Here is a 12,849-nt window from a genome sequence, read left to right as displayed (position 1 = left end):
ATGAGCGTTATATAATTTATGACGAAGAAACGCGTGCTGTTGATTGGCTATAACTACGCCCCCGAGCCCACGGGTATCGGCAAGTACAGCGGCGAGATGATGGCTTGGCTGGCCAAAAACGGCTACGACTGCACCGTTGTGACTGCCTACCCTTATTACCCGTACTGGGCGGTGCAAGCCCCCTACCGTAAGCGCCGCTTCTGGTACCAGAAGGAAACCGAGCAATTGGGCCCCGATGCCGCCATCACGGTGTACCGCTGCCCGATGTACGTGCCCGCTCAGCCCACCGGCCTCAAGCGGATGCTGCTTGATTTTTCGTTTTCGCTCTCCGCCTTTTTTCAGGTGCTGCGGCTGCTGGTAGGGCCCCGGTTCGACTACGTGGTGGCTGTGGCGCCGTCGTTTCAGTTCGGGCTGCTGGGCGTGCTGTACAAGAAGCTGCGCGGCGGCCGGCTGGCGTACCACATCCAGGACCTACAGATTGAGGCCGCTCGCGACCTGGGCATGATCAAGTCAAAAAAGGCCATCGGCCTGCTGTTCGGCCTGGAGCGGTTCATCTTCAGCCGTAGTGACTTGGTGACCAGCGTGGGTGAGGGCATGGTGGCCAAAATCCAGGAAAAGACGACGCGGCCCGTGGCTATGTTCCCAAACTGGACCGACACGGCCAAGTTTTACCCCGTGGATGACCGCGGCCGGTTGAAGACCGAATTTGGCTTCGCGCCCACCGATTGCATCGCTCTCTACTCGGGCGCCATCGGCGAGAAGCAGGGCCTGGAGGCCATTTTGCACGCCGCCGTGGCCTTCCGCGACCAGCCCGACGTGAAATTCGTCATCTGCGGCTCGGGGCCCTACAAGGAAAAGCTGACGGCCCTGGCTAGCGAGTTGGCCGTGCCCAACGTGGTGTTCCTGCCCTTGCAGCCGTTCGAGAAGTTCAACGACTTCCTCAACATCGCCGACGTACACTTGGTCATCCAAAAAGCCAACGCTGGCGATTTGGTGATGCCCTCCAAGCTCACCACTGTGCTGGCCGTGGGCGGCGTGGCACTCATCACGTCCAACCCCGGCTCGGGCATGTACGCGCTGGTGCAGCAGCACGAAATGGGCATTTTGGTGGAAGCCGAAAACCAGGCCGCCCTGAACGCCGGACTGGCCGACGCCTTTGCCCACGACCACACTGCCACCGCCCGCAATGCCCGCCGCTACGCCGAGGCGCACCTTTCCATCGACGGCGTAATGGCGGATTTTGCGGGCCAGCTAGGCCGGTGCCAAACGCTCGTTTAGGGGCCCAAGGGCTCCAGGGCGGGGCCCCGGGAAAAATATTCGCGCGGGCGCGGAACCACTTGGGTCCGCGGGTACTTTGCGTAACTTGCGTACCCGTCGGCAGACCTCGCTGGTGGGCCCAACCGTCCTTTCTATGAAGTTTTTAGCTTCGCTGCTCCTGGGGTGCCTGCTGGCGCTACCGGCCGCGGCCCAGCGAATGGTATTGCGCGGGCAGGTGGTGGAAGCCGCCACGGGCGAGCCGGTGCCCTTTGCGTCGGTGTTTGTGCCGCGCACGAGCACTGGGGCCACGGCCGACGTGGACGGCAAGTTCAAGCTGGTGCTCGGCAGCCCCGCCGATTCGGTAGCCGCTTCGTCGCTGGGCTTCCTGACGGCCCGGCGCAAGCTCACCGCCGACGCCGACCAAACCATCCTGCTGCGCCTGAAAAAGGGCGGCGGCGTGGCCCTTACCGAAGTGGTGGTGCGGCCCGGCGAAAACCCGGCTTTCCGCATTTTGCGCGAGGTGCAGAAACACAAGCCCCAGAACGAGCGCGGGGCCCTGAGCGCCGCCGAATACGACGCCTACAACCGCATCGAGGTGAGCCTGACAGACTTGCCGCCTGCCCTGGCCAAGCGCAAAGTGGTGCGCGACATTCGGGCGCTGGCCGTGCGCCAGGGCGCCGCCGCCGCCTCCGACCCCGACGCGCCCCTGCCGCTGTTTGCCTCCGAAGTGGGCTCGCGCGTGTACCAGCGCTACGGGCCCCTGCGCCGCCGCGAGGACATCCAGCACAAGCAAATGCGCGGCGCGGGGCCCCGCGAAGGCTCCATCCTGTCGCAAATGCTGGGCTCGAACTTTCAGAACTTCGACTTTTACCCCAACTGGCAAAACATTCTGGGCAAAGACTTTATCTCGCCCATTGCCGAGGGTGGCCGCGTCACCTATAACTACGAGCTAGTGGACTCGGTGCTGGTGGGCCAGGACCAGTGCTACAAGCTGACGGTGGCCCCCAAGCGCAGCCACGACTTGGCCTTCCAGGGCACCATCTGGATTACCAAAACCGGTTACGCCCTGCGGCGCGTGGACCTGGCGGCCAACCCCAACGCCAACATCAACTTCGTGAGCGACCTGCGCGTTTTCCAAGAGTTGACGCCGCCCGCCGACGGGCCCGGGCTGGCCGCCCGCACCAAGCTGGTGGTGGGCCTGCGGCCCTACGACAAGCAGGCCGCCATGCGCGTGCGCTTCACCACGGTGGCCAGCAACGTGGTGCGCAACCAGCCGCACGAGGGCAGCTTTTACGATACGCCCATCGTGTCCACCATCATGGAGCCGGCCGAAAACGGGCGCGGCAACCTGGGCCTCATCAGCGGGCAGGCCAAGGCCGGCGACGGTTACTTCGACCAGCACCGGCCCGACACGCTGAACCTGAGCGAGCGGCAGACGTTCGCCGTGCTCGACTCGGCCCGCGAGCTACCGTCGGTGCGCAGCACGCTGGACCTCATTGACTTGGTGGTGAACGGCTACAAGCACGTGGGCAACTTCGAGCTGGGGCCCATCATCAACTCCTACTCGCACAACGACTACGAGGGCAACCGTTTCCGGCTAGGCTTCCGCACCACGCCCGCCATCAGCCGCAACACCGTGACGCAGGCCTACGTGGCCTACGGCACCCGCGACGGCCGGGTGAAGTACGGCCTGAAGAGCGCCTACATCGCCGAGCGCCGCCATTGGACGGTGTTTAGCGGCGAGTTTCGGCACGACGTAGAGCAGGCCGCCTTGCTCGACAACGATTTCCTGCCCGACAACAACCTGTTTGTGGCGGCCTCGCGTTGGGGCAAGTTCAGCGAAGGAAAGCCCATTCTGCGCGACCTGATTTCAGGGTCGGTGCAGCGCGATTTGTTCCACGGCTTCACCGAAACAGTGACGGTGCGCGAGCAGAACATTAGGCTGCTCAACGACTTTGTGTACCGGCGCGAAAACCGCATCGTGCCCGACATCACGCTCTCGGAAATCGTGTTTGAGTCGCGCTACGCGCCCGACGAAAACCTGGTGCAGTCGGAAAACCGCCGCCGCGCCATTGGCCTGAAGCGGTGGCCGGTGTTCACGTTCCGCTACACGCTGGGGGCCCGCGACCTGTTCACTGAGGCCAGCGGCAGCTCGTACCAGAAGTTCAACCTGCTCGTGAACCACAGCGTGTCGGTGGGGCACTTGGGCCGCCTCAACTACCGCGCCGAGGGCAGCTACACCCCCGACCGCCTGCCGGCGCTGTTCCTCAAAATTCCGCTTGGCAACCAAACGCCGTTTTACAACGCCAACGCGTTCAACCTGATGAACTACTTTGAGTTCGTCACTGACCGTTCGCTTTCGCTGCGGATCGACCACCACTTCGAAGGCATCGTCCTGAACGCCATCCCCGGTATCCGGGCCCTGAACTGGCGCCTGGTGGCCACCGCCAACGCCCTCTACGGCGGCCTTAGTGACCTGAACCAACGCCAGCCGCTTGATGCCTACGGCCGCCCCCAGGCCCCGCTGGCTACCCTCGACAAGGTGCCCTACGTGGAGGTGGGCTATGGCATCGAGAACATTTTCAAGTTCATACGGGTCGATTTTATCCACCGCCTCACCTACCGCGACGCCATGGGCACAGGTTCTGGCGAGCCCGTACCCCGCAACTTCGGCATCCGCGTGGGGGCCCAGTTCCGCCTCTAAGCTACCGGCCGTGCAACTGCTTGTCATCACGCCGCCCACTACCGCGGCTGTAGAGCCCCGCGTAGCGGGGGCCCTGCTAGCGGCGGGCTTAACCGCGCTGCACGTGCGCAAGCCGGGGGCCCCGTTCCAGAAGCTAGTGGCCTATATTGAGGCTATTCCTAAAGAGTTTCATTCCCGGCTCGTGTTGCACAACTACCACGAGCTGGTGCCGCGCTACGGCCTGCGCGGGGCCCACCTCCCGGCCGGGCGGGCGGCCGGGCCCCCGCTCTGGCCCCCGGGCAGCGGTTTCACGTTGTCCACGTCGTTTCACAGCCTAGCCGAGGTGGCCCAACACCGACGCCGCTACGATTACGTATTCTTGAGCCCCGTTTTTGACAGCCGCAGCAAACCCGGCTACGGGGCGGCGTTTAATTTGGGCGCCTTGCCGGGGGCCCTGGCCCGCTGGGCGACCCGCCCCGGCTACCAGCCGCGAGTGCTGGCCCTGGGCGGCATCGCAGCGGCTAACCTCGGCGCCGTGCGGGAAATGGGCTTTGCGGGCGCGGCCGTGCTGGGCGCGGTGTGGCAAAGCCCGGATCCAGTGGCCACCTTCCAGACCTTGCAATTGAGTGCTAAGCAGTCGGCTTCAAAGTAACCATGCAAAAGCAAACGGCTTGTTAGTTGCTATTTATCAGCAATCGGCCAAGCCGTTGCGCAGCGAATATACCTCGCGGAACCCTTGCTCTAGCAACAGTCGGGCGGCCCGCTGGCTGCGCACGCCGCTAGCGCAATGCACCACGGTGGGCACGTCGGCGGGCAGCTCGGCTAGGGCCCCTGCCAGCTGACCCAACGGCACCAACCGGCCGCCAATGTGGCGCTGGGCGTGTTCGTGGGGCTCGCGCACGTCGAGCAATTGCAGGGGCCGGCCGCTGTCCTGCCAGGCGCGCAGCTCGGCGGCGCTGATTTCGGGCGCGGGCGGCGCGGTGGGCAGAGCCTCTCCGCAAAAGGCGGCGTAATCGGCTTCCAGCGTCGTGCGCTGCTGCTCGGCCGGCACGGCGCGGAAACGCAGCGTCTGGAAGCGCATCCCGAGGGCGTCAATCACCAGCAGCCGGCCGCTGAGCACTTCGCCGATGCCGGTCAGCAGCTTCAGCACCTCGGTGGCCTGCAAGGTACCCACCAGGCCGGGCAGCACGCCCAACACCCCAATTTCGGCGCAGCTGGGGGCCTCGCCGGGGGCCGGGGGCTCGGGGTAGAGGCAGCGGTAGGTGGGCCCGTTTTGATAATTGAACACCGACACCTGGCCGTCGAATTTGAAGATGGCCCCGTACACCAGCGGCTTGCCCAGCACCACGCAAGCATCGTTGACGAGGTAGCGGGTGGCGAAATTATCCGAGCAATCCACCACTAGGTCGTAGCCGGCCAGCAAGCTTAAGGCGTTGGCAGTCGTGAGGGCAAACTGGTGCGGCACCAAGTTGATGAACGGGTTTTGGGCCCCCAGGCGGGCGGCGGCGGCCAGGGCCTTGGGCCGGCCTACGTCGGCGGTGGCGTACAGCACCTGGCGCTGGAGGTTGCTCTCGTCCACGGTGTCGAAGTCGAGCAAGCCCAGGGTGCCCACGCCGGCGGCGGCCAGGTATTGCAGCACCGGGCAGCCCAGCCCTCCGCAGCCCACCACCAACACCTTGGCAGCCTTTAGCTTGAGTTGGCCCGGGACCCCAATTTCGGGCAGCAGCAGGTGGCGGCTGTAGCGGTGGGTTTCGGCAGCAGACAGGGTTTTGGGGGACACGGCGGAAGTCATCGGGCGAGGGCGGTGAGGGTGGCACCCCAGTCTTTCCAGACGGGTTCGAGGCCCTGGCGGCGCAGCATGGCCGCAATGGCGGCCGGGCTGCGCTCGTCGGAAATTTCGAACTGCTCCAGCGACTCCGGGGCCACGGCGTAGCCGCCGGGGTTGGTTTTGGAGCCGGCGCTGAGGCTGGTGATGCCCAACTGCACAACATGGTCGCGGAAGGTTGGGTTTTCGCGCGTCGAAAGCGACAGCTCCACTTCGTCGCTCAGCAGCCAGTAGGCGCAGATGAGCTGCACCAGCTCCCGGTCGCTCATCTCCACCTTGGGTTGCAGCATTCCTTCGGCCGGCCGCAGCCGCGGAAACGACAGGCTGTATTTGGTTTGCCAGTACGTACGTTCCAGGTAATCAAGGTGCAGCGCGGTGTAGAAGCAGTCGGTGCGCCAGTCTTCCAGCCCAATTAATACGCCCAAACCCATCTTGTGGATGCCGGCCCGCTCTAGCCGGTCGGGCGTGTCGAGGCGGTAATGAAAGTTCGATTTTTTACCCTTCGGGTGATGCTTTTTGTAGTCGTCCTGGTGGTAGGTTTCCTGGTACACCAGCACTGTGTTCAACCCTTCGGGGATGAGGCGTTCGTAGTCTGCCTGATCCAGCTGCTGCACTTCCATCGACAAATGGGCTAAGTGCGGGCGCAGCGTGCGCAGGGCCTTTTCGAGGTAATCGACGCCCACCGTTTGGTTAGCCTCGCCGGTCACCAGCAGCACGTGCTCGTAGCCCCAGCCCTTTAGTACGGCGGCTTCGGCCAGCATTTCTACGCTGCTGAGGGTGCGCCGGGCTATTTTATTGTCCAAGCTAAAGCCGCAATACGTGCAGATGTTCTGGCATTCGTTGCTCAGGTACAGCGGCACGTAGAGCTGCATGGTGTGGCCGAACCGCTGGCGCGTGCGCCACTGGCTGAGCTGCGCCATCTGCTCCAAATAAGGCGCCGCCGCGGGTGAGATTAGGGCCTTGAAATCGTCCAGCGTGCGGCGCGACGCGGCCAGGGCCCGCTCCACGTCGGCCCCGGTTTTGGCGTAGATGCTGGCCTTCACTTCGTCCCACGAATGGGCTTCAAAAACGGGGCGGAAACTCATGATTTAAAGTAAGCTGTGGAAATATCGACGTCATGCTGAGCCTGTCGAAGCATCTCTCCCGCTGAGCAACTGAATACTGCTGCGGGAAAGATGCTTCGACTGCGTTCAGCATGACCGTTCTGTTTCTCCGTTCTACACATCCAGAAATGCGGTGAGCGGCGAGCTGGCCACGGCCTGGGCTGCCGGCGCCGCGAGTCGGGCTTCGTAGGCCAAGCGCCCCGCTTCCACAGCCAGCCGGAAGGCCATGGCCACGGGCTAATGGCCGTGTTCACGAGCACCGCGTCGGCGCCCATTTCCAGGGCGGCGGCGTGCGAGGGGGCCCCAATACCGGCATCCACCACCACCGGCACCTTGCTTTGGCCGATGATGATTTCCAGAAACTCTCGCGTCAAAAGGCCCTTGTTAGAGCCGATGGGTGAGCCCAGGGGCATCACCGCCGCCACGCCCACTTCCTCCAGTCGCTTGCATAGGACAGGGTCGGCGTGGATGTAAGGCAGCACCACGAAGCCCAGCTTCACCAGCTCCTCAGCGGCTTTCAGGGTTTCGATGGGGTCGGGCAGCAGGTACTTGGGGTCGGGGTGAATTTCGAGCTTCAGCCAGTTGGTTTCCAGCGCCTCGCGGGCCAGCTGGGCGGCAAATACGGCTTCCTTGGCCGTGCGCACGCCCGAGGTGTTGGGCAGCAGGCTGAACTGCGGGTGGCCGAGGTGGCGCAGGATGTCGTCGTCGGCATCGGCCACGTTCACGCGCTTCAGGGCCACCGTCACCAGCTCCGAGCCGGAGGCCAGCAGGGCCTCTTCCATCAGCCCCGAGGAACTGAACTTGCCGGTGCCCGTGGAGAGCCGCGACGTGAACGTGCGCCCGGCAATGACCAGGGGGTTGGGTTGTCATAATGCGAGTGTTTTAACTGGTTCATTCAATGCTGCGAGAAACTGCGCGGCCGTCGCCGCGGGGCTGGGGGCCCCGCCGATGGCCCCGGCCACCGCTACGCCGTACAGCCCGGCGGCCCGCAGCGCGGGCACGTCGGCCAGCGCCACGCCCCCAATGCCGACGATGGGCAGCGCCAGCCCCACCGCCCGGCACTGCCCTAGCACAGCCGCGTAGCCGGCTAGCCCCAGCAGCGGGCTTAGCTTTTCCTTGGTAGTGGTGAAGCGCAGCGGCCCCAGCCCCACGTAGTCCACGCCCACGGCGGCCAACCGCTCGACGTCGGCAAAGGTGTTGGCCGTGCCGCCGATGAGGACGTGGGGCCCCAGAAGGGCGCGGGCCTCCGCGGAGTTCATGTCCTGCTGGCCCAAGTGCACACCGTCGGCGCCAATTTCCAACGCCAGCGCCGGGCTGTCGTTGACGATGAGCACGGCACCGTGGCGGCGACACACAGCTTGGGTTTCCGACGCGCGCTGCCGCCACTCAGCGTAGGACAGGTTTTTCGCCCGGAACTGCACCCAGCGCACCCCGCCTTGGCAAGCCAGTTCAGCCGCTTCGGCATGGGCAACCAAGTAATGTAATATATTAATTTTCATCATCTTATATTCTAGAGTGGTACCCTAACAACGTATCGTTGCTAGCTAAAAACCGGGTGGTATAGGCCTTGCCCGCCCGGCAGGCAGCGGGCAGGTCGTCGCCCAGCGCCAGCCGAGCCAGCACGGCCGCAGACAATACGCAGCCGCTGCCGTGCTTGGCGCCGTGCGGCAGGCGTGGGGCCCCAAACGCGTGCCGTTGGCCGGCGGCCAGCAGCACGTCGGTGGCCAGGGCCCCGGCGGCGTGCCCGCCCTTCAACAGCACTGGGCACTGGGCAGCCAGCGTTTCGGCGGCCGCTTCGGTCGTGGCGGCAGGGCAGAGGCGCAGGGCTTCGGGCCGGTTGGGGGCGATGAGCGCTAGTTCCTGGCAGGTGGCTTGCAGCAGCTGCGGGTCGGGTTGCGGGTGGAACTTGTAGCCCGCCGTGGCTTGCAGCACCGGGTCCCAAATGACTTGAATATGCGGGTTTTGGGCCCTCAGCCACTGCAACAATTCCAGCAGCAGCAGCAGGCCCTCAATGAGGCCAACCTCCTTCACGAAGCCAACTTCAAACCGCGCCAGCAGCGGCCGGATTTGGTCTTGGACGTCGGCTAGCGGCACCCAGCGCACCCGCTCAAACACCGCGTCGGTTTGCACCGTGAGGGCAGTACAGACGGCCAGCCCGTACACGCTGCTGGCTTCCAGCGTTTTCACGTCGGCCAGCACGCCGGCCCCGGCGCTGGGGTCGAAGCCAGCAATGGTGAGTACGTAGGGGCGCATGGCTTAATTATTAGCGCTTGGTTACTGAGAACGTCTGTCATCCTGAGCTTGCGAAGGACCTTAAATCACGCCGCAGCGATTTGCAGTAATCCCAATCGGCGCAGAGGTAATAAGATCCTTCGCAAGCTCAGGATGACAGACGGACCCACGCGCGGACTCGCAGAGTCTACGCTACAGGTACAGCTCGCTGCCCTTGGCCACGAACTCCCGCGACTTCTCACGCAAGCCCTGCGTGAGCACCTGCGCCGCTGTGAGGTCCTGTTTGGCCGCGTAGTCGCGCACTTCCTGCGTGATTTTCATCGAGCAAAAGTGCGGCCCGCACATCGAGCAGAAGTGGGCCACTTTGGCGCCTTCGGCGGGCAGGGTTTCGTCGTGGTACTCGCGGGCGGTGTCGGGGTCGAGGCTGAGGTTGAACTGGTCTTCCCAGCGAAACTCGAAGCGGGCTTTGCTCAAGGCGTTGTCGCGGTACTGGGCCCCCGGGTGGCCTTTGGCGAGGTCGGCGGCGTGGGCGGCGATTTTGTAGGCAATTACGCCGTCCTTCACGTCCTGCTTGTTGGGCAAGCCGAGGTGCTCCTTGGGCGTTACGTAGCAGAGCATGGCCGTGCCAAACCACCCAATCATGGCCGCGCCGATGGCCGACGTAATGTGGTCGTAGCCGGGGGCAATGTCGGTGGTCAGCGGCCCCAGCGTATAAAAAGGGGCTTCGTGGCACTCGCGCAACTGCTTGTCCATGTTCTCCTTAATGAGGTGCATAGGCACGTGACCGGGGCCTTCTATCATCACCTGCACATCATGGGCCCAGGCAATTTTGGTGAGTTCGCCCAGGGTTTCCAGCTCGGCAAACTGCGCCTCGTCGTTGGCATCGGCGATGGAGCCGGGGCGCAGGCCGTCGCCCAGCGAAAAGGCCACGTCGTAGGCTTTTATGATTTCGCAGATTTCCTCGAAGTGCGTGTACAGGAAGCTTTCCTGGTGGTGCGCCAGGCATCATTTGGCCATAACGGAGCCCCCCGCGGCACGATGCCGGTCACGCGCTTGGCCGTCATCGGCACGTAACGCAGCAGCACGCCGGCGTGGATGGTGAAGTAGTCGACGCCCTGCTCTGCCTGTTCAATCAGCGTGTCGCGGAACAGCTCCCAGGTCAGGTCCTCGGCCTTACCGTTCACCTTTTCGAGGGCCTGATAAATCGGCACCGTGCCCACCGGCACCGGGCAGTTGCGGATAATTCACTCGCGGGTTTCGTGGATGTTCTTGCCCGTGCTCAGGTCCATCAGCGTGTCGCCGCCCCAGCGGCAGCTCCACACGGCCTTATCTACCTCTTCCTCAATGGAGGACGTAACGGCCGAGTTGCCGATGTTGGTGTTTATTTTCACCAGGAAGTTGCGGCCGATAATCATCGGCTCGCTCTCGGGGTGATTAATATTGGAGGGAATCACGGCGCGGCCGGCGGCCACTTCCTGGCGCACAAACTCGGCCGTGATGTGGCCCTCCGGCGTGTTGGCCCCGAAGCTATGGCCGCGGTGCTGCACCCGCAGCGGGTCATCGGCCGGCAGCTCGTCAAACCGCTGGTTTTCGCGGATGGCGATGTACTCCATCTCGAGCGTGATGAGGCCTTGCTTAGCGTGGTGCATCTGGCTCACGTTGGCCCCAACTTTGGCGCGCAACGGGGCGGAAATGTGCTCGAAGCGCAAGTGGTCCAGGCTGTTATCGGCGGCGCGTTGCTGGCCGTAATCCGAGGTAGTACCAGATAATTGCTCCACGTCGCCACGCTCCAGAATCCAGCTTTCGCGCAGGCGCGGCAGGCCCTTTTTCAGGTCAATTTCGACGTTCGGGTCGGTGTAGGGCCCGCTGGTGTCGTACACCGTCACGGGCGGGTTCTGCTCCGACGGGAAGCCGAAATCGGACTTGCGCTCGGTGTCGGCCAGCTCGATTTCGCGCATCGCCACTCGAATGTGCGGGTGCAGCGTGCCGGGCACGTACACTTTGCGCGAACCCGTGAGGGGCTGGCGCGCCACCAGCGTCTGCTGGGGGGCCTGGTCTTTTTTCTTCGTCGGAAAAATGGGGAGGGAAGGAGCCGGCACCCGCCTAGCCCCCTTGGGTGGCGCGGATAATGGTGAGGCGGTCGTGGGGCTGCACGGCGCGGGTGGCCCACTCGGCGCGGGGCACCACAGCGTCGTTCAGGGCCACGGCGAGGCCGCGCGGCTGGACCAGCCCAGGGCCGCCAGCAGCTCCTGCAACGGCTGCTGTTCGGCGGCTTCGTGGGGCAAATTATTTACGTAGCAGATCATGCAACTAGTTGATTAGTTGGGGAAATGCGAACCGCAAACAATAGTGGGTGCCGGCCACGGCGCGCCCATCGGGCGGCCGCGTGCGGACCAGTACTTTTCCCTTCGGCGGCATTATCCGCATCAGGTTCCAAGGGTATTGTCTCAGCCCCACGTGGCGGGGCACCCCTAAAGTTTACCCCTCAAACATACGCTCCCGGCGGCAAACGGCTGCGTGAGCGCCGGGCGCGGGGCCCTATTTTTTCCCGAAAATACTTTTGGGCAGGATGACGTGGGCCCCGCGGGTGCCGTCCACCACCTGCGTCACGTCGAGGTCGCCGGCCACGCTCACCAGCATGTAGGCGTCGTCGCGGCTTAGGCCGCGGGTGGCCACCAGGAAATCAATCATCTCGCGCACCGCGTCCTTGGCGGCCAGGGTTAGGTCCTCGTTCAGGCCCATGCTGATGTAAGCGGTGGGCGTTTCGGCACGGGGCAGCTTCTGGTGCAAGTCTTTGCGCACAATGAACTGGAGGTCGCCGACGAGCGAGGTTTCCAGGGCCGTGATGTCGACCTCGCCGTTGCCCTGCCCAGCGTGGCCGTCGCCCACAAAAAACAGGGCCCCGGGCACGTGCACCGGCAAGTACAGCGTGGTGCCCACCACCAGCTCCCGGTTGTCGAGGTTGCCGCCGTGGATGCCGGGCGGCGCGCTGTTGATGCGGCCCGCGGCCACCGGTGGGGCCACGCCCATACTGCCAAAAAACGGCCGTAGCGGCACGTCAATGCCCGGCGCGAAATGGGCCACGCCCTGCTTCTCGTCGAGCGGAATGATTTTCATCTTCGCGTACGGGAAGTCCTCCGGAATGAAGCCGCTCTTGGGCCCAAACGCGTTGTAGGCATAGGGAATGGCCAGCTTGATGCGCTGGATGCGCACCTCCAGCACGTCGCCGGGCTCGGCGCCTTCCACAAAAATGGGCCCCGTGAGGATGTGCCCCCCGGGCCCCTTGTTGGTTACTTGCGTGGTGATGTCGCGCAAGGACTGCTCGACCTGCGCCGGGGCCACGCCCGCCCCTTCCAGCCGCGCGGGGTTGGAGGTGATGAGCGTGTGCACCCGCACGCTCTCGCCCGACTTAATGCGCAGCACCGGCGGCGCGGCGGCGTCGTAGTAGCCCCAGGCCGCGGTGGCCGGCGTGATTTGCAATTCGTGCTGCGGCTGGCGCTGGGCCCACGCCGCCGGGGCCCCCAGCAGGCCGGCGGTTAGCAGTAATCCGAGGAAAAGTGTTTTCATGGCCGGAAAGTACGCAGTGGGAGCGTTCCGGCAGGCGCCGCGTTTGGTTGGGTTGTTATTCAGCGGTGTTTTTGCAGCGGCATTACTTTGGTGCCTTACATAATGCTTCTTATAAACCCACTCTTGGAATAAGGGCGGTTTTCTTCCCCACCGCCCCGCTGCTTGGACGTGGTACTTTAGCG

9 protein-coding genes, 2 pseudogenes and 1 riboswitch are annotated in these 12,849 nt (G+C 64.2%); of the genes and pseudogenes, 3 read left to right on the top strand and 8 right to left on the bottom strand.

What is annotated here, in order from left to right; all coding sequences use genetic code 11:
• Window positions 1–18: 18 nt before the first annotated feature.
• The 3 genes from AXW84_RS22790 to AXW84_RS22780 all read left to right on the top strand — a co-directional run bounded on the left by AXW84_RS22790 (window position 19) and on the right by AXW84_RS22780 (window position 4,592).
• Entirely contained in the window at window positions 19–1,278 is a 1,260-nt protein-coding gene (locus AXW84_RS22790; RefSeq protein ID WP_068238736.1) for a WcaI family glycosyltransferase, read from the top strand.
• Window positions 1,279–1,411: 133 nt separating this feature from the next.
• On the top strand, window positions 1,412–3,961 hold the full coding sequence (locus AXW84_RS22785; RefSeq protein WP_068238734.1) for a DUF5686 and carboxypeptidase-like regulatory domain-containing protein: 2,550 nt from the start codon (window positions 1,412–1,414) through the stop codon (window positions 3,959–3,961).
• Between the two features lie 10 nt (window positions 3,962–3,971).
• Window positions 3,972–4,592: a thiamine phosphate synthase gene (locus AXW84_RS22780; RefSeq protein WP_068238732.1), complete on the top strand. Its 621-nt coding sequence runs from the start codon at window positions 3,972–3,974 to the stop codon at window positions 4,590–4,592.
• A gap of 36 nt (window positions 4,593–4,628) precedes the next feature.
• Here the strand turns inward: AXW84_RS22780 and moeB are convergent, their stop codons facing one another.
• The 8 genes and pseudogenes from moeB to AXW84_RS22745 all read right to left on the bottom strand — a co-directional run bounded on the left by moeB (window position 4,629) and on the right by AXW84_RS22745 (window position 12,667).
• Window positions 4,629–5,732 carry a molybdopterin-synthase adenylyltransferase MoeB gene (moeB, locus tag AXW84_RS22775; RefSeq protein ID WP_068238730.1) on the bottom strand — a complete coding sequence of 368 codons (1,104 nt, stop codon included), beginning with the start codon at window positions 5,730–5,732 and terminating at the stop codon, window positions 4,629–4,631.
• A complete protein-coding gene (thiH, locus tag AXW84_RS22770) occupies window positions 5,729–6,850 on the bottom strand; it encodes a 2-iminoacetate synthase ThiH (RefSeq protein ID WP_068238728.1) in 1,122 nt (373 codons plus the stop codon). The genes moeB and thiH overlap by 4 nt, the downstream gene beginning before the upstream one ends.
• A 132-nt stretch (window positions 6,851–6,982) precedes the next feature.
• Window positions 6,983–7,722, bottom strand: a pseudogene (locus AXW84_RS22765) (thiazole synthase).
• Window positions 7,723–7,734: 12 nt separating this feature from the next.
• Window positions 7,735–8,343, bottom strand: coding sequence for a thiamine phosphate synthase (locus AXW84_RS22760; RefSeq protein WP_236943205.1), 609 nt, complete (start codon window positions 8,341–8,343; stop codon window positions 7,735–7,737).
• 28 nt (window positions 8,344–8,371) lie between these two features.
• Window positions 8,372–9,121: a hydroxymethylpyrimidine/phosphomethylpyrimidine kinase gene (locus AXW84_RS22755; RefSeq protein WP_068238724.1), complete on the bottom strand. Its 750-nt coding sequence runs from the start codon at window positions 9,119–9,121 to the stop codon at window positions 8,372–8,374.
• Window positions 9,122–9,292: 171 nt separating this feature from the next.
• Window positions 9,293–11,136, bottom strand: a pseudogene (thiC, locus tag AXW84_RS22750) (phosphomethylpyrimidine synthase ThiC).
• A gap of 67 nt (window positions 11,137–11,203) precedes the next feature.
• On the bottom strand, window positions 11,204–11,305 hold the full coding sequence (gene thiS, locus AXW84_RS23765; protein ID WP_157887201.1) for a sulfur carrier protein ThiS: 102 nt from the start codon (window positions 11,303–11,305) through the stop codon (window positions 11,204–11,206).
• Between the two features lie 181 nt (window positions 11,306–11,486).
• Window positions 11,487–11,583, bottom strand: a riboswitch (TPP riboswitch).
• A gap of 55 nt (window positions 11,584–11,638) precedes the next feature.
• Window positions 11,639–12,667, bottom strand: coding sequence for an acetamidase/formamidase family protein (locus tag AXW84_RS22745; protein WP_068238722.1), 1,029 nt, complete (start codon window positions 12,665–12,667; stop codon window positions 11,639–11,641).
• Between the last annotated feature and the right edge of the window lie 182 nt (window positions 12,668–12,849).

Origin of the sequence: Hymenobacter sp. PAMC 26628, assembly GCF_001562275.1 — a bacterium.
In the GTDB taxonomy this organism is placed as follows: Bacteria; Bacteroidota; Bacteroidia; order Cytophagales; family Hymenobacteraceae; genus Hymenobacter.
This window is presented reverse-complemented; position numbering and strand designations above follow the sequence as displayed.

Coding starts and splice junctions, on each gene's coding strand:
- AXW84_RS22745 (WP_068238722.1), bottom strand. CDS start 12,667: ATGAAAACACTTTTCCTCGGATTACTGCTAACCGCCGGCCTGCTGGGG.
- thiH (WP_068238728.1), bottom strand. CDS start 6,850: ATGAGTTTCCGCCCCGTTTTTGAAGCCCATTCGTGGGACGAAGTGAAG.
- AXW84_RS22785 (WP_068238734.1), top strand. CDS start 1,412: ATGAAGTTTTTAGCTTCGCTGCTCCTGGGGTGCCTGCTGGCGCTACCG.
- moeB (WP_068238730.1), bottom strand. CDS start 5,732: ATGACTTCCGCCGTGTCCCCCAAAACCCTGTCTGCTGCCGAAACCCAC.
- AXW84_RS22755 (WP_068238724.1), bottom strand. CDS start 9,121: ATGCGCCCCTACGTACTCACCATTGCTGGCTTCGACCCCAGCGCCGGG.
- AXW84_RS22790 (WP_068238736.1), top strand. CDS start 19: ATGACGAAGAAACGCGTGCTGTTGATTGGCTATAACTACGCCCCCGAG.